The sequence below is a fragment of the Streptomyces griseus subsp. griseus genome (assembly GCF_003610995.1).
Lineage (GTDB): Bacteria > Actinomycetota > Actinomycetes > Streptomycetales > Streptomycetaceae > Streptomyces.
This window is the reverse complement of sequence record NZ_CP032543.1, coordinates 2005772-2025559: the sequence shown is the minus strand read 5'-3', so window position 1 is coordinate 2025559 and position 19788 is coordinate 2005772. Positions and strand designations below refer to the sequence as shown.

Below are 19788 nucleotides of genomic sequence, written 5' to 3'. Positions count from 1 at the left end.
GCCCTCGGCGGGCCCACCCGGCCGCACGTCAGCTCGCCCCCGACATGCCCAGGTTGACGAGGTGCAGGAACTCGCCCGGTGTCTTCGCGGCGCCGACGATCTCGTCGGCGATCGGCCCCCCGAACTCGCGCTCCACCCTGCTCACCGTCTCCAGCAAGGCGAGCGAGTCGTACCCGAGGTCGGTGAAGGGCACGTCGGCGATGTCACCGTCCAGATCGACGCCCTCGTCCTGGCCAGCCCCCTCACGCATGATCCTCTTCAGGTCTTCCGCAGTCATCATGACGGTTGTTCCTCCTGGAAGTTCCGAGTCGATCCACACTTCGGGCCGTCCGGCACGGCGCCGCACGTCGGCCCGCCACGGCCGAGAGTCGCCGCCGGGCCTCCAGGCCCGCTCGAGCCGGCGTGGAGCGCCGCTCTCCAGCTCGGTTCGACCACGGTTCGACCCGGTGCGCCCAGCCTGAGTGGCCCACCCCACGACCGGACAGGGCGAAGCCATGGCTCAGGCAGCGACACGGACGGCCCGGGACCGGGCCGTCCACCGGTACGGTCCCCGGCTGGCCCATTCGGCCCAGGCCGGCGACCGAGCCGGCGGGATACCCGGCTGGCTCGACGAACGCCGGCGGTCCGGCACGTTCGAGGTCCGGCGCATCCCCTTCGGCGAGATGGTGAAATGGCGGATCGACCCGGACACCGGGAACCTGGTGCACGACAGCGGACGCTTCTTCTCGATCGAGGGCCTGACGGTCCGTGCGGACTCCGGCACCACATGGTCCCAGCCGATCATCAACCAGCCCGAGACCGGGGTGCTCGGCATCCTCGTCAAGGAGATCGACGGTGTCCTGCGGTTCCTGATGCAGGCCAAGATGGAGCCCGGGAACATCGGCCTGTTCCAGCTCGGCCCCACCGTCCAGGCCACGCGCAGCAACTACACCGGAGTGCACCGGGGGCGGCCCACCCCCTACATCGAGTACTTCGTGGGGGAGCGGCGCGGCGAGGTGCTCACGGACGTGCTCCAGTCCGAACAGGGCGACAGCTTCCTGCGCAAGCGCAACCGCAACATGGTCGTGGAGATCACCGAGGACATCGAGGTCCGCGACGACTACCGCTGGCTCACCCTGGGCGAGATCCATCAGCTCCTCGCGGTGGACAACCTCGTCAACATGGACGCCCGCACGGTTCTGTCGTCGCTGCCGTTCCCCCCGGGGGACGAGGACGCGGCTCCGCACAGCGACACCGAGATCCTGAGCTGGCTCACCGGGATCAAGACCCGCCACGAACGGGAGGTCGTCACCTCGCCGCTCGCCCGGATCGAGGACTGGCGGCGCACACCGGCGGAGATCGCCCGCAGCGACGGCCGCCACCTGCGGGTGCTCGCCGTCTCCGTACAGGCGGGAAACCGCGAGGTGACCAACTGGACACAGCCGTTGCTGGCCGCCCAGCGCCAGGGCATTGCCGCATTCATCGTCCGGCGTACCGCGGGCGAGCCGCAGGTCCTCGTCCAGGGACTCACCCAGCCCGGCACCTTCGACGTCGCCGAGATGGCGCCGACCGTGCAGTGCGTCACGGACGGCTGGCACGATCTGCCGGAGAAGCCGCCCTACCTGGACTACGTGCTCGCCGTACCCGACGACCGTGTGCACTACTCGGCGCTGCTGTCCGAGGAGGGCGGCAGGTTCTACCGGCGCGACAACCGCTATCTCGTCGTCGAGGCCGACGAGACCCTCGGCGGTGACCCGCCCGACGCCTACCGGTGGCTGGGGTTCTCCCAGCTCAAGCGGTTCACCGGTTACAGCAATCACGTGGACGTGGAGGCGCGCACCCTGATCGCCTGCCTCCAGTCCCTCTGGGGCAAGGAGCCGCTGTGGGCCCGAGGCTGAGGGTCGGCGTACTCGGCTGCGCCTCCATCGCCCGCCGCAAGATGCTGCCCGCCCTGGCGTCGAACCCGTCGGTCCGACTGGTGGCGGTGGCCAGCCGCACCGGCGAGAAGGCGACCATGTTCGCGGCTCCCTACGGGTGCGATGCGGTCACGGGCTACGAGGAACTGCTGCAGCGCACCGACGTCGACGCCGTGTACATCCCGCTGCCCGCCGCACTGCGGGCCACCTGGATCGCGCGCGCTCTGGAAGCCGGCAAACACGTCCTCGGAGAGAAACCCCTCACCACGACCGCCGCCGACGCCCGGGACTTGGTGGCCCTCGGCGGACGGCGGGGACTGCTGCTGATGGAGAGCTTCATGTTCCTCCACCACTCCGTCCACCGGCGCGTCACCGAACTCGTCGCCGCCGGACGCATCGGCGAACCACGCTCGTTCACCGCCGAGTTCACCATCCCGCCGCTTCCCGCCGATGACATCCGCAACCGTCCTGGCCTCGGCGGCGGCGCCCTGCTCGACCTGGGCGTCTACACCGTCCGGGCGGCGCAGTACTTCTGCGGCCCCGGCCTGTCCGTGGCGGGCGCGGTGCTCATGAGCGACCCGCCCGTGGCAGGCGCGCCCCCGGCCACCGGCCGCGGGGTCGACCGGGCGGGGGCGGCGCTGCTGACCTCGGACCGGACCACCGCCCAGCTGACCTTCGGCATAGCCCACGCCTACCAGTGCCGTTACCGCATCTGCGGCAGCGAGGGCCTCCTCTCACTGGACCGGGCGTTCACCCCGCCGCCCAACCTGCGGCCCGTGGTGCGCATCGAGGACAAGGACGGCACCGAGGAACGGGCACTCGAGGCCGACGACCACTTCGCCAACATCGTCACGGCCTTCGCCGGCACCGCCCTGGGCGGCGGTGACCTCACCGGGCATGGGGAGCAGATCCTCCGCCAGGCCGACCTGGTGGAGCGCATCCGACGGGCGGGTGCTCCCGCCCCCCGCGCCGCATAGGAGCCACACCATGCGCATCATCGGCCACGGTTTCCTGGCGCGCAGCATCCGTCCGCTCGCCAGCTCACACCCACGTGTCGTCGCCTTCGCGGCCGGCGTGTCCAGCGGCGACGGCGTCGCCGAGGACCAGTTCGCACGTGAGGCCGCCCTGTTGTACGACACGCTTGGCCAGTGCCTGCGCGACGGCCTGCGGCTCGTGTACTTCTCGACCTCGTCCGCCGGGATGTACGGGCCACGGCACGGTGCCGGGCGGGAGGACGGCCCAGTACGCCCCTTCTCTTCTTACGGCAGACACAAACTGGCCATGGAGGAGGTCATCAGGAACTCTGGCGCGGACCACCTGATCCTGCGTCTCGCCTATCCGGTCGGCCCGGGGCAGCGCCCACACCAGTTCCTGCCCTCGCTGGTCGCCCAGGTCCGGCGGGGCCGCGTCCGGGTCCACCGGGGAGCGCGTCGCGATCTGATCGACGTCCGCCATGCCGTGTCCCTGCTCAAGAGCCTCCTCCATGAAGACGTCTCGCGGCAGGTGGTCAACATCGCCTCCGGCTGGGAGGCGGCCGTGGAGGACATCGTCGGCCACCTCGAAGACCGCACCGGCATCGTGGCCGAGCGCCACACCGTCGACGTACCCGCGGAGGGGCCCGTATCCACCGAGCGGCTGCACAGGCTCGTCCCGAAGGCGGCGGAGCTGGGCTTCGGACCCTGCTACTACCGCCAGGTCATCGACTCCTATCTGGCAGCCGTCGCGCCTTCGAGTCCGGCTTGAGCGGACTTGGAAGGCCGGTGGCCACACTGGCGGTCATGACCACGACTGCTTCGCCCCTGGACACCCGCGTACCGGACTGGATCTTTTGCCCCGGCTGCCGGTCCCCGTGGTGGCCGTCGTGACCGGTGGAGGGGGCAGCGGCGGCGCGCTCGTGCTGGGCGTCGCCAACAGCGGCCTGGCGTTTTCGGAAGCGGTCTACTCGGTGATCAGCCCGGAGGGCTGCGCGGCCATCCCGTGGAAGAACTCCGCCGCTGCGCCTCTGGCGCCGAGGCGCTGCGGATGGGCGCGCGCGACCTGCTGCGGCTGGGCATCCTCGGCGGCGTGGTGCCGGAACCCGAGGGCGGCGCGCACAAGGCGCCCGAAGTCGCCGCGGCCCGACTGCGCGAGGCCGTCGCCGCCCCGCTCGCGGCACCGGCGCGGCTGAGCCCGGCCGAACTGGTCGAGCACCGGCACGCACGCTTCCGGCACTACGGCGCCGGCCTGGACGACGCACGAGCGGAGGGGACGGCATGAGCACCGGGGACGGCATGAGCACCGGGGGCGGGACGAGGGCGGGAGACGGCCCGGGCGGGCGCGAGGGGTGTCTCGCGGTACTCATCAAGGCGGTCCTACGCACTGGGGTCCAGGCCCTGCATCCCGGCTACGGATTCGCCTCCGAGAACCCCGACCTCGCCGAGGTCCGCGAGGACCACGGCAGCACTTCCGTCGGCCCGTCCGCGCCCGTCATCGACCGGCTGGGCGACAAGGTCAGCGCTCGCGCGCTGATGGCCGAGGCCGGGCTGCCCCTGCTCCCCGGCGGTGTCGAACCGGCGGCCGGCCTTGAGGAGGCCCGCGCCCTCGCCGTGGAGACCGGCTACCCGCTCGTCATCAAACCGGTGGCCGGTGGGGGCGGCCGGGACACGCAGGTGGTGCGCGGCCCCGGCGAGCCGGCGGCCAAGTACCGTCAGCCACGCGGCAAGGCGCAGGGCCTGTTCGGGGACAACCGGGTCTATCCGGAGTGCTACCGCGCCGCCGCCCGGCACGTCGAGATCCAGGTGTTCGGTGACCAGCTGGGCAATCTCGTCCACCTGGGGGAGGCGGCGCTGCTCGGGGCCAAGGCCGCCGAGTACACAGGGGCGGGCACCTTCGACTTCCTGGTGGACGACACCGGCGACTTCTACTCTATGGAGGTCAACTGCCGTATCCAGGTGGAACATCCCGTGACCGAGGTGGTCACCGGGGTGGACCTGGTGCGCGAGCGGTTCCGGGTCGCGGCCCGTCTGCCGCTGGAACTCTCCCAGTCCGGCGTCGCCCCGCGCGGTGCCGCGATCGAGTGCCGTCAACGCCATGGACCCCGCCCGCGACCTCCCGCCGACGCACGGCCCGGTCGAGGAGTTCACCGCTCCGGCGGGACCGTTCGTCCTAGTGGACACGGACTGCTTCCCCGGGCACCGCGTATCGGCGGCCAACGACCCGTTGCCGGCCAAGGTGATCACCTGGGCCCCCGACCGCGCGCAGGCCCGGGAGAGGATGCGCCGGGCACTGGACGCATTCCACGTGAACGGTCCCGGAGTGCGTACGAACATCCCCTTCCTGCGCCGCGTGCTGGACGCTCCGCGTTTCGCCGACGGCACCCACACCACGTCGCTCATCGCGGACCTCACCTCACAGGAGCCCCTCGGATGACCATCGACCAGACCCCCCGCGCGACCGGCTCCACGACGGACGTCTGTGTCATCGGCGGAGGCCCCGCCGGGCTGACCCTCGCCCTGCTCCTGCTCCGCTCCGGAGTACAGGTCACCCTCGTCGAACGCGCGACCTCCATGTCGCGTGAGTACCGGGGCGAGATACTCCAGCCCGGCGGGCTGGCCCTGCTCGACCAGCTCGGCGTGCTGGCACCCGCCGCCGCGCGCGGCGGGTACTGGCTGGACGGATTCCAGCTGGTGGAACGCGAGCGGGTGCTCCTCGACATCGCCTACGACCGGCTGCCCGCGCCGTACAACCGCCTGCTCAGTGTTCCGCAGCGGCACGTACTGGCGGAACTGCTCGACCGCTGCCACGGGTTCGACGGCTTCCGCTATCTCGACGGACACCGGCTGAGCGCGCTCGTCGAGGAGGACGGAGCCGTCCGCGGTGCCGTCGCCGAGGGCCGGGCCGGTCCCCACACCGTGCGTGCCGGATGGGTCGTCGGCGCCGACGGACGGTTCTCCAAGACCCGGCGGCTCGCCGGGATCGGAGCCGATCGGCAGGACGTGTTCGCCTTCGACGTGCTGTGGTTCAAACTGCCGCAGGAGGAACCACCCGGCCGGCACGTGCGCGTCTTCCGGGCCGCGGGCCGGCCGGTGCTCGTCTACCCTTCGTACCCCGGCACCGTGCAGCTCGGCTGGACCCTGCCGCACAAGGGGTACGCCGAGATGGCCACGCTCGGCGTCGAAACGATCAGGTCCGAGATCGCCCGCGCGGTCCCCGCGTACGCCGACCGGCTCGCCCGGCACGTCCACGCGCTCTCCGACTTCACCCTGCTGGACGTCTTCGCCGGACGCGCGCGGGAGTGGGTGCGCGACGGCCTCGTCCTGATCGGGGACAGCGCGCACACCCACAGCCCGCTCGGCGCCCAGGGCATCAACCTCGCGCTTCAGGACGCCGCCCTGCTGCACCCCGTCCTCGTGGAGGCGTTGCGCGACGGCGACTTCTCGGCCGGACGGCTGGACGCCTACGCACTGCCGCGCTCCCGTGACATCGACCAGGTGATGAAGACACAGACGATGCAGGCCAAGGCGATGCTCTCGCAGGGCCGGGTGGCCCGGGTGGTGCGTCCCCGGCTGGCCGGCCTCGTCCAGCGCACGCCCATCGGCCCGAAGATCACCCGGCACATCGCGCTGGGCAACCCGGCCGCACGGGTGCGCTCCGACCTGTTCGCCCCCGGGTAGACCGGGCTCCACTCCCGTGCGCCCCGTCAGGAACCCGTCAGAAAACCGTCAGGAACCGTCGAGAGAAAGAGGACTTCGCATGGATCTCGCCCTCCTCCCGCAGGAACGGCTGCGCGCCGGCATCGAGCAGTTCTACGCCCGCCACATGCAGCTGCTGGACACCGGCCGCGCTGAGGAATGGGCGCGTACCTTCACGGCGGACGGCACCTTCGCCCTTCCGGGCCGCCCCGAGCCCAGCCGCGGCCGTGCCGAACTGGCCGAGGGGGCGAGCCGGGCGTACTCCGCCCAGCGTGCCGCCGACGAGACCCATCGGCACTGGCACGGCATGCTCGACATCACCGTGCAGGACGACGGTACGGTCCTGGTGCGCTGCTACGCCCTGGTCGTGCTGACCCCCCGGGGCGGTGACCCCCGTCTGCACCGGGCCTGCGTCTGCGAGGACGTGCTGGTGGACGAGGGCGGCGAGTGGAAGGTGCGCGCCCGGGTGGTCACCCGCGACGGCGCCTGACGGAACCACCTAAGGGTCCGGCCCGTCCCGCGCACCACCCGGGGGACGGGCCGGACCTCCACCGCGCCGCGCGCGGTTCCTCAGGCCCCGAGTGTGGTTCGGGCCGATGTTCCCGAGGGGGAGGGGACCGGACCCGCCTCGGGCGGCGCCGACACCGCTACCACGGAGTTGAACCCGCCGTGCCCCCGGCCGAGGACTAGCGCACGGCGCAGCGGCACCCGCCGGGGCGCGGTGACGAGGTCGAGCCGGTAGGCCTGGACCGGTTCGCGCACATGCACCGTCGGCGGGATCACCTGGTCGGCGAAGGAGAGCAGGGCGGTCGCCACGTCCAGCGGGCCGCTCCCCGCCGCCAGCCGCCCCGTCATTGTCTTCGGCGCGGTGACCGGCACACCGTGCGGGCCGAACACGGCGGCGAGGGCGTCCGCCTCCTCCCGGTCGGGTCCCGGGCTGCCCGCCGCGTCCGCGAAGACCACGTCCACGTCGGCCGGATCCCAGGCCGCATCCTCCAGGGCCCGGCGCACCGCCCGTTCCAGACCGGGCGGGCGGCCCGTCCCCGGCCGGGGGTCGAAGGTGGACGCACAGCCGTCCAACAGCCCGTGGACACGGGCGCCGCGCGCCCGGGCGGAGTCCTGGTCCTCGACGACCAGCAGGGCGCCGCCCTCCCCGAGCACGTGTCCGCAGGCGCGGGCGTCGAAGGGGAGGTAGGCGTCGGCGGGGTCCTCGCGGGTGCTGAGGCGCCCGACCGTCAGCTGGGCCGTCCAGCTCCACGGGCACAGCGAACCGTCCACCGCACCGCCCAGCACCAGGGGTGTGCCGCCGCGGATCATCCGGCGGGCCTGGGCGAGGGCATCGAGGCCGCCGGCCCCGTCGGCCACCACGACGGAACCGGGCCCGCGCAGGCCGTGCCGGATGGAGACCTGCCCCGTGTTGACGGCGTAGAACCAGGCGAAGGACTGATAGGCGCTCACATGACCGCTGCCCTTGGACCACAGGTTCTCCAGCTCCCGCTGGCCGAACTCGAATCCGCCCGCCGTATTGGCGGTGACGACACCCATGGCGTATTCGGGCAGGGCCGCGGGGTCGAGCGCGGCATCGGCGAGCGCCCAGCCCGCGGCCACCAGGGACAGCCGGGTCACCTCGTCGGTCTGCGGGATCAGCCGGTTGGGCAGCTCGGCCGACGCATCGAACCCGCCGATCTCCCCGGCCAGCCTGGCGGGGTAGGACGCAGGGTCGAACCGGGTGATCCGCCCGATCCCGTTCTCGCCCCGCAGGGTTGCGGCCCAGTAGGCCTGCTGGCCCGCCCCGTTGGGGGCCAGTACGCCCATGCCGGTGAGTGCGGGGGGTCTCATGACGCACGCTCCTCGGGGGCGGCGAGCACCATGGCGCTCTGGAAGCCGCCGAATCCGCTGCCCACGGTCAGCACCCTGTCCAGCGCCCGGTGCCGGGCGCGCAGCGGCACGTAGTCCAGGTCGCACTCGGGGTCGGGCTCGTGCAGATTGGCGGTCGGCGGGACGACGCCGTGCCGGACGGCCAGCGCACAGGCGGCGATCTCGATCGCGCCGATCGCCCCGAGCGAGTGCCCCACCATCGACTTGATGGAACTGACGGGGACGGCGTACGCGTGCTCGCCGAGCGCGGCCTTGAAGGCGGCCGTCTCGTGCCGGTCGTTCTGCTTGGTGCCCGAGCCGTGCGCGTTCACGTAGTCGATGTCGTCGGGGCGGGCCCCCGCCTCGGCGAGCGCCCGCCCGATGGCCTCGGCCATCTCCCTGCCGTCCGGGCGCAGGCCCGTCATGTGGAAGGCGTTGCAGCGGGAGGCGAAGCCGGTGATCTCGGCGTAGGGGCGCGCCCCTCGGCGTACCGCGTGCTCGTACTCCTCCAGGACGAACATCGCGGATCCCTCGCCCAGCACGAAGCCGTTCCGGGTGGCGTCGAAGGGACGTGAGGCGTGCTCCGGGTCGTCGTTGCGCGGGGTGGTCGCCTTGATGGCGTCGAAGCAGGCCAGGGTGATCGGGGAGATCGGCGCGTCGGTCGCGCCGGCCACCATCACGTCGGCGCTGCCCTCCAGGATCAGGCCGCGGGCGTGGGCGACCGCGTCGAGCCCGGAGGTGCAGCCGGTCGAGACGACCGAGGCGGGGCCCTCGGCACGTACCCGCCAGGCCACTTCGGCGGCCATCGAGCTCGGGACGAGGTGGTCGTAGAGGTGGGGTACGGCGTAGGTGTGGTCGACGAGCCAGTCCCGGCCGCCGTCGCTGACCGCGGTGTACTCGCGTTCCAGGCTGGTGGTGCAGCCGACCGCGCTGCCGACCGTGACTCCCACCCGTGCGGGGTCGGTGCGGTGGAACTCCAGTCCGGCGTCGGCGACGGCCTCGTCGGTGGCGACCGCTGCGAACTGGGCGGCTCGGTCCATCCGCCGGGTCTCCTTGTGGGTCAGTCCGTGCGCGGCGGGGTCGAAGTCGCACTCGGCGGCGATCCGCGACCGGAACGGGGAGGCGTCGAAGAGGGAGATCGGCCGGGTCGCCGTGCCCCCGGAGGTGATCAGCTCCCAGAACGCCTTGGTGCCCGTGCCGCCGGGGGCCACCACACCGATTCCCGTGAGGACGACACGCCTGTTCATCTGGCCTCCTGGGCGGTGCGGGTGAGCGGTTGCCACCACGCCCGGTGGGCGCGGTACCAGTCGACGAGGCCGGCCAGTCCGGCTTCGAGCGGGATACGGGGTGTGAAGCCGAGCGTGTCGCGGATCAGGGAGTCGTCCACCGCGTACCGCCGGTCGTGGCCCTTGCGGTCCTCGACCCTGCGCACCCGGCTCCAGTCGGCGCCGCACAGGCGCAGCAGGTCGCGGGTCATGTCCTCGTTGGACCGCGCGACGCCGGCGATGTTGTAGGCCGCGCCCGGCGCTCCCTTGTCCAGGACGAGCTGGACGGCGCGGCAGTGGTCGTCCACGTGGATCCATTCGCGTACGTGGCGGCCGTCCCCGTACAGCGGCACCTGGAGCCCGTCCAGGAGCCGGGTGATGAAGTGCGGGAGCAGCTTCTCCGGGTGCTGGTGGGGGCCGTAGTTGTTGGAGCAGCGGGTGACCGAGACGTCGAGCCCGTGGGTGCGCCCGTAGGCGCGGGCCATGAGGTCCGCCCCCGCCTTCGAGGCGGCGTAGGGGGAGTTGGGTTCCAGCGGATGGTCCTCCGTCCAGGAGCCCTCGTCGATGGAGCCGTAGACCTCGTCGGTCGACACGTGCACCACCTTCCGCACACCGGTGCGCACGCAGCAGTCGAGCAGGTTCTGGGTGCCGACCACGTTCGTACGGGCGAAGAGGGAGGCGTCGTGGATGGAGCGGTCCACGTGCGACTCGGCCGCGAAGTGCACCACCGCGTCGTGTTCCGGCAGCAGATCGAGCAGCGGTCGCCGGTCGCAGACGTCGCCCCGGACCAGGGTCAGCCGGGGGTGGGTCATCGGCAGGTTGGCGGTGCTGCCCGCGTAGGTGAGTCTGTCCAGCACGGTGACGTGGGCTCGCTCGTACCCGGCGTAGGCGCCGGACAGCAGGCTGCGCACATAGTGCGACCCGATGAAACCGGCGCCGCCGGTGACGAGGACCCTCATGCGACGACTTCGAGTTCGGTGTGGTCGCCCACCACGAGCCGGTGGCGTCCCGTGCCGTTCACGGGGGCGCCCACCCGGGCTGAGCGGCCGATGACCGAGCGGTGGATGCCGTTGACGTCGGTGACGGTCGCGTCCTGCAGCATGATCGAGTGGGAGATGCCCGCGTCGGTGAGGGCGCAGTTCGCGCCGACGGCGGAGTACGGGCCGACATAGCTGTCCTCGACCACGCAGCCCGCGCCGACGATCAGCGGTCCGCGCAGGTGCGAGCGGATGATGCGGGCGCCGGGCTCGACCACGACCGGACCGAGCACAGTGCTCGCCGCGTCAACGGAACCGCGGACGGACGTCGTGACGTGGTCGAGCAGGAGCTGATTGCAGTCGAGGATGTCCTCCACGCGCCCGGTGTCCTTCCACCAGTCGGACAGCCGCACCGCCCGCACCTCGCTGCCCCGGTCGATCAGGGCCTGGATGGCGTCGGTGATCTCCCACTCGCCGCGTGTGCTGGGCCGGATGCGGGCGATGGCGTCGTGGATCTCCGGGGTGAAGAAGTAGGCGCCGGTCACGGCGAGGTCGCTCCTCGGCTCGCGCGGCTTCTCCTGGAGTCCGAGCACCCGGCCGTCCGAGGTGGTCACGGCGACGCCGTACTCCTGGGGGCTGTCCACGGCGGTCACGGCGACCTGGGCGGCCGGCCGGTCCCGGCGGAAGGCGTCGGCGAGCGCGTGGACGCCGTCGGCGAAGACGTTGTCCCCGAGGTACATCAGGAAGTCGTCGTCCGCCAGGAACTCCCGCGCGACCAGTACGCAGTGGGCCAGGCCGAAGGGCGCCTCCTGGGGCAGGTAGGTGATCCGCAGGCCGAAGCGCCCGCCGTCCCCCACCGCCTCCTCGATCTCCTTGTGCCAGTCCCCCACGATGATGCCGACGTCCGTGACACCGGCCCGCGCGATGTCCTCCAGGGCGTGGCACAGCACCGGTTTGTTCGCGAGGGGGACCAGCTGTTTCGGCATGGAGTGGGTGAGCGGGCGCAGCCGCGTCCCCATTCCGCCGGCCAGAACCAGAGCCTTCACGTGAATCCCTCTTTCCCGTCGCCGGGTCCGGATGGGCAGATGAGGTCCTTGGTAACGCGCTGCCCCCACAGGGCGGGTCGAGCGGGACTCGAACGCGCCCGGCTCGCCCATCTCGAGCAGACTTCGAGCTGGTGCTGAGGAGGCGTTTCTACGGTGGGCTGCTCACCAGGCCGGCGAACGCGCAGGAGGAAGCATGCTCTCAAGGGGTGGCGAGCTCTATCTGGAACTGATGAAACGGGTGCTCGCGAACGTGGTCTACGAGGACGCCCCGGTGGGGTGGTACGGCGACCTCGACGGTTACGACACGAAGGCCCGCTCGCAGGGACTCGACCTGCCCACGACGGCGCACACGATGGTCGGCCTGAAGCGTTTGGCGAATGTGCAGGCGTGTGTCGAGCGGGTGATCCGCGACAAGGTCCCCGGCGACCTGATCGAGACGGGGGTGTGGCGCGGCGGGGTCTGCATCCTGATGCGTGCGGTGCTGGAGGCGTACGGGGTGCGGGACCGCCGGGTGTGGGTGGCGGACTCGTTCGAGGGTGTGCCCGTCGTGCACTCCGCGAGTCATCCGCTGGACCGGGACATGGCGCTGCACCGCATCAACGGCGTTCTGAAGATCTCCCAGGAGGAGGTACGGGAGAACTTCTCCCGCTACGGACTGCTGGACGGCCAGGTCGATTTCCTGGCGGGGTGGTTCAACGAGACTCTGCCCGGCGCACCCGTTGATTCCCTCGCGGTGATGCGACTGGACGGGGATCTCTACGAGTCGACGATGGACGCGCTGACCCATCTGTATCCGAAGCTGTCGGTGGGCGGGTTCGTCATCATCGACGACTACAACATCGAGCCCTGCCGGCAGGCGGTGTGGGACTACCGCAGCCGGTACGGCATCGAGGAGCCCATCGAGCCCGTCGACACCTGCGGCGTGCACTGGCGCAGGACCGGGTGAGGCGCGGCCGGCCCCGGAGCGCGCCCATAGGGGCGGGGGACCAGGGTCGTGGCCGGCTCGTGCGGGTGGTCGAACGGTGAGAGGGCGGATGTGGGTGGGGGAGGGCAGCGGTCAGCCGGCCCGGCGGGTGGCCCACGGCTCACGGCCGGGGGCGGTGGGGGCGAACCGGTCGAGCAGCAGGTTGCCTTCGGTGGGGACCGCCCCGTGGTCGAGGGCGGGATCGGCTGCGAGCATCGCCCGGTGCAGGGCCTGGATCTTGAGCGAGGGCTCCAGGCCCAGCTCGTCGACGAGCCGCTCGCGCAACCGCCGGAACACGTCCAGAGCGTCCGGACAGCGGCCGCAGCGGTACAGCGCGAGCATGTACTGGGCGTGCAGGTTCTCGTTCCTCGGGTACTGGGCGGCCAGCCCCGCCAGTTCGCCCGGAAGCTGGTCGTGCAGGGCGAGACGGAGCTTGGCGTCGACCATCTGCATCTGCACCGTGAGCCGGTTCTCCTCCAGGCGCCGTATCTCCGCGGACAGCAGCGGTCCCGCCTGGATGTCTACGAGCGGCGGTCCGCTCCACAGGTCGAGGGCCTCGGTCAGCAACCGGACGGCTCTCTCGTCCTCACCCTCGAGGAACGCGTGCTGGCCCTCGGCGGCCAGCCGGGCGAACTCGTTCACGTCGACGGAGCCGTGACTGACGTTCAGCTGGTAACCGCCGAACTTGGTGACGAGGATCCGCCGGGCGACGTCCGCGGGCGAGAGGCACAGGGCGCGACCGAGGAGTCTGCGGGCCTGGAGGACGTAGGTCTGCAGCGTGGTCTGAACGCTGGCGGGCGGGTTGTCGCCCCACAGTTCCCGAGCCATCGCCGTCGTGGGCACGATGTGGTTCGCCTGCATGACCAGCAAGGCGATGATCTTCCGCGGCTTGGGGGCAGTGAGTTCGTCCGCCAGGTTGGGGTGGTCGGACGTCCGCAAGCCGAGTGAACCAAGTAACTGAAACTCGATGCGTTCCGTGCAGTAGCCGTAGGTCACTATGGCCCCGTTTCCGGTCGTCGAGATTGATTCTCGAAGCTAGTCTCCTGAGATTATTCTCATGAGTCAAGCGAGTTCCGGTGGGCTTCCCCCACCCTCGTCATGGTCCTCCGGCGTATGCCCTCCGCGGTTCGCCGACGCCAGGTCGGCTCGAAGTCGCCGGTCCCGGGGTGGGGTGGCCTCCGTCGCGGAACACGGGGGGTAGCGACCCGACCCTGGCGCTTCCGGGTGAGGGGTCGGCAGTCAGTGTAATCGGGCGGGTGTTCGATATGTTCGGCTCGAAAATTGTCACATAAAGTTACGAATCGATCGGCCGACCGGGCTGGGCAGAAATTGATGCACTCCGCACCCTCTGGCGCCGGCGCCTGTCCGGCTCCACCGGCTCTCGAGCGAATTGCCAGCTGTCGGCCACAGGATCCGGAAGCGAACGGGCAGCGCGCCTTCTCACGCCGGGAGAGATCGATGACCAAGGACCACATACCCACCGTCACCCGCCAGGGCCTGCTGACCATGATGTCCGCGGTACGCAGGACGGGCATCCTCCGTGCCGGGGTCGAACTACGGGTGTTCGACGCCGTGGCCGGAGCGCCGGCCGGCCCGGACGAGGTCGCCGCCTTCTGCGGAACCGACCCGCGCGGCATGCGCATCCTGCTCAACGCCCTCGCCGCGACAGGCCTGCTGGTGAAGGACGACGACCGGTTCTCGCTCGCGCCGGGCGCCGACAGCACCCTGGTCACCACCCACCCTGACTACTACGGCGACGCCGTGCGGCTTGCCGCCAGCGACTACGAGTGGGACGCGATCAAGCGCCTCGGCGACGCGGTGCGCTCGGGCGGTTCCGTGATGGAGGTGAACGCCGAGACACCCGCGTACACGTTCTGGGAGGACTTCGCCGCGCTGGGCACCCTGAACACCCCGCCGATCGCGGAGCTGGTCGCTCGCCACGTGCTGCCCGGGACGAAGGAGCGCGACGAGGTGAAGGTGCTCGACATCGCCTGCGGGCACGGGCTCTACGGGTACACCCTGGCCGCCCACGATCCCCGCGCCCGGATCTGGTCCCTGGACTGGCCCAACGTCCTGGCCGTCACCGAGAACAACGCGGAGAGGCTCGGGGTGCGCGACCGCGCGCACTTCATCCCCGGTGACATGTTCGAGGTACCGCTCGGAGGGCCGTACGACGTGGTGGTCGTCGCCAACGTCCTGCACCACTTCTCCACCGAGCGGGCGAAGCGACTGCTGGCCAGGACGGCCGACGCGGTCCGGCCCGGCGGACAGCTCGTCGCCATCGCGATCAGCACCGGCGACGGGCCGCCGCACCTTGACCCCGTACCCCACCTGTTCTCGGCCCTGATGCTGGCCTGGACCTCCCAGGGGCAGGTGCACCCCCTCTCCGACTACGAGGAGATGGTCACCGCCGCCGGTTTCGCGCCACCGAAGGTCCACGGCCTCCCGGACAACCCGCTGCGCGTGCTCATCGCCGACCGTGTCTGAGAGGTGTCATGGAGATCATCGGGCACGGGTTTCTCGCCGGCAGGCTCGCGCCCCTGGCCCCCGCGCATCCCGGGACCGTCGTCTTCGCGGCCGGAGTCTCGAGCGCCCACAGCACCTCCGGGCCGGAGTTCGCCCGTGAGGCGGACCTGCTCCACCAGGTGCTGGAACGCTGCCGCGAGGACCACCTGCGGCTCGTGTACTTCTCCACCTGCGGAAGCGGCATGTACGGCACCGGGGGCCACGGCGGCGAGGACGGCCCGGTCTTCCCCAGCTCACCCTACGGACGGCACAAGCTGTCTATGGAGGGCGTGCTCCGCGCCTCCGGGGTGGAGACGCTCGTCCTCCGCCTCGCCTACACCGTGGGCTGGGGCCAGCGCGCCCACCAGCTGGTCCCGTCCCTGCTCGCACAGATCCGTGCGGGGGCCGTACGCGTCCACCACGGCGCCCGGCGGGACGTGATCCACGTGGTCGACGTCGTCACCATCGTCGACGCCCTGCTCGCCGAGGGGGTGTCGCACGACGTGGTCAACGTGGCCTCCGGGCACGCCGTACCGATCGAGGAGATCGTCGGCCATCTCGAGGCCCGGCTGGGCACCGTGGCGCGCAAGCACGTCCAGCACGTCGCAGACGACCACCCCGTCTCGAACGAGAAGCTGCTCGGCCTCCTGCCCGCCGAAGCCCGCCCGGGGTTCGGCCCCGGCTACTACCGGACGGTGATCGACCGGTACCTGGCGGGACAGCCCGAGGCCTCCGCCTGACAGCCCGGGGGTCCCGCCCGGCGCGGATCCCCACGCACCCACCGAAAGGCCCGACATGACGACCGTGACCACTCCGACTCAGATCGCCGATCCGGCATCGGCGGCCCGGACCCTGCTGCGGCTGAACACCGCCTACTTTCAGTCGAAGGTGCTGCAGAGCGCCGTCGAGCTCGGCCTATTCGCCCTGCTCGCCGAAGAACCCGCCACCGCCGAGACCGTCTTCGGCCGGCTGGGCGTGCGCGCCCGGCCCGGAGCCGACTTCCTGGACGCCCTGGTCGGCCTGGGCCTGCTGGAGCGCAAGGACGGCCACTACTCCAACAAGCCGGAGGCGGCCGCGTTCCTCGTTCCGGACGCACCGGGCTATCTGGGCGGGAGCATCGCCCAGCACGCCCGGCGCCACTACCGGTCCTGGGCGTCCCTGACCGACCTGCTGAGGAACGAACCGGCCGCCGACAGCCCGCCCGCCACGGCCGGCGGTGACCCCGCCAAGGTCCAGCTGGACTTCCACAAGGACTTCGAGAACCTGGACAACGTGCGGCGGCTGATGGGGCACATGGATGCCTTCAACACGTTCGTCGCGCACGAGCTCGGCCGGTGCGTGGACTGGTCCCGGCACCGCACGTTCCTCGACGTGGGCGGGGCGCGCGGCAACGTCGCGGCACGCCTGGTCCGTACCCACGGGCATCTGCGCGGAGGCGTGTTCGACCTGCCCGCGGTCCGCCCCCTGTTCGACGAACACATGGCGGCTCTGGGTACGGCGTCGCAGGTCGGCTTCACGGCGGGCGACTTCTTCGACGACCCGCTGCCCGAGTCCGACGTGGTGATCCTCGGACATGTCCTGCACGACTGGCCCCCGGCCGCCCGCGAGAGGCTGCTGGAACGTGTCTTCGCCGCCGTGCGGCCCGGCGGGAGGGTCGTCGTCTACGACGCGATGCTCACGGACGAGCGCGACGACGCCGTCGCCCTCCTTCAGAGCCTGAACTGCTCGATCATGCGGGACGGCGGATCCGAGTACACCGTGGCGGAGTGCCGCGGCTACGTGGAGCACGCGGGCTTCCGGTTCGAGTCGGCCGAGAGGGTGGAGAGCCTGACCGGTGACCGGGTCCTCATCGCGTCCAAGCCCTCCTGACCCTCCCACGGAGTTTCCTATGCGTGTTCTGCTGACCACCGCGGCCTGGCCGTCGCACTACATGTTCATGGTCCCGCTCGCCTGGGCCTTTCGCGCCGCCGGGCACGAGGTGCGCGTCGCGGCCCAGCCGCACGTGGTGGAGACCGTGCTGAAGTCGGGCCTGACCGCTGTACCCGTGGGCCCCGACGTCGACTTCGCCCAGCTGCACCGGAAGTTCGTCGCCGAGACCGACCCCGCCCAGTACCGGAGCCGGGACGCCATCATCACGATCTTCCACCGGGTCGCGGAGATGATGGCCCCCGATCTCGTTCGGTTCGCCGAGTCCTGGAAGCCCGACCTCGTCATCCGGGACCCGGTGGCCTTCGCGGCGTCCGTCGCCGCCGAGGTGTCCGGCGCCCCGCTGGTCCGGCACGCGTGGGGCCCCGACGTGTACGCCACCGACCCGGGGAAGTGGCTCGCGCACCACGTCCTGGAACGGCTCGGCCCCACCTACGAGTTGTACGGGGTACGGCCGCCGGACACCTTCGACCGGCTCGCCGTCGACCCGACCCCGCCGAGCCTGCACCTCGACGCCTCCGGCCCGTCGCTGCCCCTGCGCTACGTGCCGTACAACGGGCCGGGCGTGGTGCCGCCCTGGGTCCTCGGAACACCGGACCGCCCCAGGGTCTGCGTCACGTGGGGCACCTTCACGTCCACCGCGACGGCCGAGCTGGACATGTTCCTGGTCCCGACGGTGCTCGACGCCCTCGCCGGCCTGGACGTGGAGCCGGTAGTCGCGGTGACCGGGGCGGAGCGGGAGCTGCTGGGCGACGTGGGAGGCCGGGCCAGGATCGTGCAGGACCTCCCCATCCACACGGTGCTGCCCAGCTGCTCCGCCGTGGTCCACCACGGCGGAGCGACGACCGTCCTGTCCGCGGCCCGCTTCGGAGTGCCCCAGCTGACCATGCCGCACCTGTTCGAGCAACGCCTCAACTCGGACCTGCTGGAGGCGGCCGGTGCCGGTGTCCAGCTCACCGCGGCGCACGCCGACGCCGAGTCCATCGGTGCCGCGGTGACGGAGCTGCTTCGCGGGGACGCGCCGTACGCGGTGGCCTCGCGCGGGCTGCGGGACGAGATCGAGGCCATGCCGTCCCCGCTCGAGACCGTCGCCCTCATCGAGGAGACGCTCCCGCGCGGTGCGCGCGCGGACACCGGAGACTGAGGAGACCCCCCCCATGGAGTACGACGTCGTCGTGGCGGGCAGCGGGCCGGTCGGCCTGACGCTCGCCTGCGAACTGCGGCTGGCCGGTGTCCGGGTGCTGGTGGTCGACCGGCTCACGGAACCGGCGGGCCACGACCGGGCCGGCGTGCTGCACACCCGCACGGTGGAATGCCTGGACATCCGCGGACTGCTGGACCGGTTCGAGGACGGGGCCGACACGGTGTCCGGGCTGCCGTTCGCCGGGATCTTCAGCAAGGGGCTCGACCACGGGACGCTCGACACCGGGCATCCGTACAGTCTCTTGGTCCCCCAGTCGCGTACCGAGGAACTGCTCGCCGCCCGTGCGGCCGAACTCGGCGTGCCGATCCGGCGCGGGCACGAGGTCGTCGCGCTGCGCCAGGACCCCGACGGGGTGAGCGTCGGTATCCGCACCGCGGACGGCCACCATGAGGTGCGTGCCCGCTACCTGGTGGGGTGCGACGGAGGGCGCAGCACGGTGCGCCGCCTCGCGGGCATCCCCTTCCCCGGCTTCCCCGCCTCGGTGAGCGCCATGATCGGTTACGTCACACTTCCGGAGAAGGACGTTCCCCGCCGCTGGCAGAGGACCCCGGCCGGCGTGGTGGTGCTCGCCTTCCCCTCGGAGGGCGGAACGGGCCGTGTGGTGGTCATCGAGTACGGCCGTGAGCATCCGTCCCCGCAGGACCCGGTGACCCTGGAGGAGCTGCGGGCCGGCGTCCGCCGGGTGTACGGACGGGAACTCGGCCTCACGGAACCGGTGGCGTGGATGTCCCGGTTCAGCGACGCCACCCGGCAGGCCGAGCGGTACCGCTCCGGGCGGGTCCTCCTCGCCGGGGACGCCGCCCACATCCACTTCCCGATCGGCGGGCAGGGCCTCAACACCGGCGTTCACGACGCCATGAACCTCGGCTGGAAGCTCGCGGCGGAGATCGGCGGATGGGCACCGGAGGGACTCCTCGACTCGTACCACGAGGAACGCCACCGGGCCGGGGCGCGGGTGCTGACGTACACCCGCGCCCAGCTCGCGCTGATGAACCCGGACGAGCACCATGTGACCGCCCTGCGGGAGGTCTTCGAGGAACTGCTCGGGCTTCAGGACACCAACCGGCTCCTGACCGCCGCCCTCAACGGAGTCGACGTCCGGTACGGAGGTACGGCGGAGGAGGGCGGGCCACCGGACGGCGGAGACGGTCCGGAGCCACGGCACCCGCTGGACGGACTGTTCGCCCCGGACCTCGTCCTTGAAGGCGGGCAGGGGAGCGGCCGCCTGGCGGAACTGCTGCACACGGGACGCGGCGTGCTCCTCGACCTGACCGAGGGCGGGACACCGGCCAAGGCCGCCCGTCCCTGGGAGCACCGCATCGACGTGGTCCGGGCGCGATGCCCTGCGGGAGCGCCCGCCGCGGCGCTGCTCGTGCGGCCCGACGGCCATGTGGCCTGGGCGGCGGACGACGGGACCGAGCGCGGGCTGCGCGATGCGCTGGCCCGGTGGTTCGGGTCCCAGGACGGGAGGTAGGACGA

At 71.6% G+C, this 19788-nt stretch carries 19 protein-coding genes and 2 pseudogenes; 15 read left to right on the top strand and 6 right to left on the bottom strand.

Annotated features, from left to right (window positions below; translation table 11 throughout):
- Window positions 1-28: 28 nt before the first annotated feature.
- The gene (locus D6270_RS09370) at window positions 29-280 is read right to left on the bottom strand and encodes an acyl carrier protein (protein ID WP_109165832.1); all 252 of its coding nucleotides are present in this window, start codon (window positions 278-280) and stop codon (window positions 29-31) included.
- 214 nt (window positions 281-494) lie between these two features.
- Here D6270_RS09370 and D6270_RS09365 point away from each other — a divergent pair, with 214 nt between their 5' ends.
- The 9 genes and pseudogenes from D6270_RS09365 to D6270_RS09340 all read left to right on the top strand — a co-directional run bounded on the left by D6270_RS09365 (window position 495) and on the right by D6270_RS09340 (window position 7055).
- The gene (locus D6270_RS09365) at window positions 495-1877 is read left to right on the top strand and encodes an NDP-hexose 2,3-dehydratase family protein (RefSeq protein WP_109165833.1); all 1383 of its coding nucleotides are present in this window, start codon (window positions 495-497) and stop codon (window positions 1875-1877) included.
- Window positions 1862-2872, top strand: coding sequence for a Gfo/Idh/MocA family protein (locus D6270_RS09360; protein WP_109165834.1), 1011 nt, complete (start codon window positions 1862-1864; stop codon window positions 2870-2872). Before D6270_RS09365 ends, D6270_RS09360 begins: the two co-directional genes overlap by 16 nt.
- Window positions 2873-2882: 10 nt before the next feature.
- Entirely contained in the window at window positions 2883-3638 is a 756-nt protein-coding gene (locus tag D6270_RS09355; protein WP_109165835.1) for an NAD-dependent epimerase/dehydratase family protein, read from the top strand.
- Window positions 3639-3744: 106 nt separating this feature from the next.
- A pseudogene (locus D6270_RS33940) lies at window positions 3745-3843 on the top strand (acetyl-CoA carboxylase carboxyl transferase subunit alpha); the annotation flags it as partial.
- A 29-nt stretch (window positions 3844-3872) separates the two neighbouring features.
- Window positions 3873-4151 carry a Clp protease/crotonase-like domain-containing protein gene (locus tag D6270_RS33785; protein ID WP_162600278.1) on the top strand — a complete coding sequence of 93 codons (279 nt, stop codon included), beginning with the start codon at window positions 3873-3875 and terminating at the stop codon, window positions 4149-4151.
- Window positions 4148-4849, top strand: a pseudogene (locus D6270_RS33935) (biotin carboxylase N-terminal domain-containing protein); the annotation flags it as partial. The gene D6270_RS33785 and the pseudogene D6270_RS33935, both read left to right, overlap by 4 nt.
- Window positions 4850-4964: 115 nt before the next feature.
- Window positions 4965-5303, top strand: coding sequence for a hypothetical protein (locus D6270_RS32885; RefSeq protein WP_225977034.1), 339 nt, complete (start codon window positions 4965-4967; stop codon window positions 5301-5303).
- On the top strand, window positions 5300-6547 hold the full coding sequence (locus tag D6270_RS32880) for an FAD-dependent monooxygenase (protein ID WP_225977033.1): 1248 nt from the start codon (window positions 5300-5302) through the stop codon (window positions 6545-6547). Before D6270_RS32885 ends, D6270_RS32880 begins: the two co-directional genes overlap by 4 nt.
- A gap of 79 nt (window positions 6548-6626) precedes the next feature.
- Window positions 6627-7055, top strand: coding sequence for a nuclear transport factor 2 family protein (locus D6270_RS09340; protein WP_109165838.1), 429 nt, complete (start codon window positions 6627-6629; stop codon window positions 7053-7055).
- Between the two features lie 80 nt (window positions 7056-7135).
- On the opposite strand, the gene D6270_RS09335 is transcribed toward D6270_RS09340, so the two are convergent.
- From D6270_RS09335 to D6270_RS09320, 4 genes are read right to left on the bottom strand one after another with little or no spacing between them, the layout of a single operon-like run.
- On the bottom strand, window positions 7136-8404 hold the full coding sequence (locus D6270_RS09335) for a ketosynthase chain-length factor (RefSeq protein WP_109165839.1): 1269 nt from the start codon (window positions 8402-8404) through the stop codon (window positions 7136-7138).
- On the bottom strand, window positions 8401-9669 hold the full coding sequence (locus tag D6270_RS09330) for a beta-ketoacyl-[acyl-carrier-protein] synthase family protein (RefSeq protein WP_109165840.1): 1269 nt from the start codon (window positions 9667-9669) through the stop codon (window positions 8401-8403). Before D6270_RS09330 ends, D6270_RS09335 begins: the two co-directional genes overlap by 4 nt.
- The gene (rfbB, locus tag D6270_RS09325; protein WP_109165841.1) at window positions 9666-10646 is read right to left on the bottom strand and encodes a dTDP-glucose 4,6-dehydratase; all 981 of its coding nucleotides are present in this window, start codon (window positions 10644-10646) and stop codon (window positions 9666-9668) included. The genes D6270_RS09330 and rfbB overlap by 4 nt, the downstream gene beginning before the upstream one ends.
- Window positions 10643-11710, bottom strand: a complete 1068-nt coding sequence (locus D6270_RS09320) for a glucose-1-phosphate thymidylyltransferase (RefSeq protein ID WP_109165842.1) — start codon at window positions 11708-11710, stop codon at window positions 10643-10645. Before D6270_RS09320 ends, rfbB begins: the two co-directional genes overlap by 4 nt.
- Before the next feature lie 193 nt (window positions 11711-11903).
- Between D6270_RS09320 and D6270_RS09315 the strand changes: the two genes are divergently transcribed.
- Window positions 11904-12656 (top strand): TylF/MycF/NovP-related O-methyltransferase, encoded by a 753-nt coding sequence (locus D6270_RS09315; RefSeq protein WP_109165843.1) that lies wholly within the window; start codon window positions 11904-11906, stop codon window positions 12654-12656.
- A gap of 111 nt (window positions 12657-12767) precedes the next feature.
- Here D6270_RS09315 and D6270_RS09310 read toward each other — a convergent pair whose 3' ends face one another.
- Window positions 12768-13613, bottom strand: a complete 846-nt coding sequence (locus tag D6270_RS09310; protein WP_225976802.1) for an AfsR/SARP family transcriptional regulator — start codon at window positions 13611-13613, stop codon at window positions 12768-12770.
- Between the two features lie 519 nt (window positions 13614-14132).
- On the opposite strand from D6270_RS09310, the gene D6270_RS09305 reads away from it, so the two are divergent.
- The 5 genes from D6270_RS09305 (at window position 14133) to D6270_RS09285 (ending at window position 19783) form a co-directional block, all read left to right on the top strand.
- On the top strand, window positions 14133-15161 hold the full coding sequence (locus D6270_RS09305) for a class I SAM-dependent methyltransferase (protein WP_158650494.1): 1029 nt from the start codon (window positions 14133-14135) through the stop codon (window positions 15159-15161).
- 8 nt (window positions 15162-15169) lie between these two features.
- Window positions 15170-15919: an NAD-dependent epimerase/dehydratase family protein gene (locus tag D6270_RS09300; protein WP_109165845.1), complete on the top strand. Its 750-nt coding sequence runs from the start codon at window positions 15170-15172 to the stop codon at window positions 15917-15919.
- A 64-nt stretch (window positions 15920-15983) separates the two neighbouring features.
- Window positions 15984-17048: a methyltransferase gene (locus tag D6270_RS09295; RefSeq protein ID WP_225976801.1), complete on the top strand. Its 1065-nt coding sequence runs from the start codon at window positions 15984-15986 to the stop codon at window positions 17046-17048.
- Between the two features lie 19 nt (window positions 17049-17067).
- Window positions 17068-18249, top strand: a complete 1182-nt coding sequence (locus D6270_RS09290; protein ID WP_109165847.1) for a nucleotide disphospho-sugar-binding domain-containing protein — start codon at window positions 17068-17070, stop codon at window positions 18247-18249.
- A gap of 13 nt (window positions 18250-18262) precedes the next feature.
- Window positions 18263-19783: an FAD-dependent monooxygenase gene (locus D6270_RS09285; protein ID WP_109165848.1), complete on the top strand. Its 1521-nt coding sequence runs from the start codon at window positions 18263-18265 to the stop codon at window positions 19781-19783.
- Window positions 19784-19788 lie beyond the last annotated feature (5 nt).

Excerpts from the sequence above, each read along its gene's own strand:
- D6270_RS09370 (WP_109165832.1), bottom strand. The coding sequence starts at position 280 with ATGATGACTGCGGAAGACCTGAAGAGGATCATGCGTGAGGGGGCTGGC.
- D6270_RS09365 (WP_109165833.1), top strand. The coding sequence starts at position 495 with ATGGCTCAGGCAGCGACACGGACGGCCCGGGACCGGGCCGTCCACCGG.
- D6270_RS09355 (WP_109165835.1), top strand. The coding sequence starts at position 2,883 with ATGCGCATCATCGGCCACGGTTTCCTGGCGCGCAGCATCCGTCCGCTC.
- D6270_RS32885 (WP_225977034.1), top strand. The coding sequence starts at position 4,965 with ATGGACCCCGCCCGCGACCTCCCGCCGACGCACGGCCCGGTCGAGGAG.
- D6270_RS32880 (WP_225977033.1), top strand. The coding sequence starts at position 5,300 with ATGACCATCGACCAGACCCCCCGCGCGACCGGCTCCACGACGGACGTC.
- D6270_RS09340 (WP_109165838.1), top strand. The coding sequence starts at position 6,627 with ATGGATCTCGCCCTCCTCCCGCAGGAACGGCTGCGCGCCGGCATCGAG.
- D6270_RS09335 (WP_109165839.1), bottom strand. The coding sequence starts at position 8,404 with ATGAGACCCCCCGCACTCACCGGCATGGGCGTACTGGCCCCCAACGGG.
- D6270_RS09330 (WP_109165840.1), bottom strand. The coding sequence starts at position 9,669 with ATGAACAGGCGTGTCGTCCTCACGGGAATCGGTGTGGTGGCCCCCGGC.
- rfbB (WP_109165841.1), bottom strand. The coding sequence starts at position 10,646 with ATGAGGGTCCTCGTCACCGGCGGCGCCGGTTTCATCGGGTCGCACTAT.
- D6270_RS09315 (WP_109165843.1), top strand. The coding sequence starts at position 11,904 with ATGCTCTCAAGGGGTGGCGAGCTCTATCTGGAACTGATGAAACGGGTG.
- D6270_RS09305 (WP_158650494.1), top strand. The coding sequence starts at position 14,133 with ATGACCAAGGACCACATACCCACCGTCACCCGCCAGGGCCTGCTGACC.
- D6270_RS09300 (WP_109165845.1), top strand. The coding sequence starts at position 15,170 with ATGGAGATCATCGGGCACGGGTTTCTCGCCGGCAGGCTCGCGCCCCTG.
- D6270_RS09290 (WP_109165847.1), top strand. The coding sequence starts at position 17,068 with ATGCGTGTTCTGCTGACCACCGCGGCCTGGCCGTCGCACTACATGTTC.
- D6270_RS09285 (WP_109165848.1), top strand. The coding sequence starts at position 18,263 with ATGGAGTACGACGTCGTCGTGGCGGGCAGCGGGCCGGTCGGCCTGACG.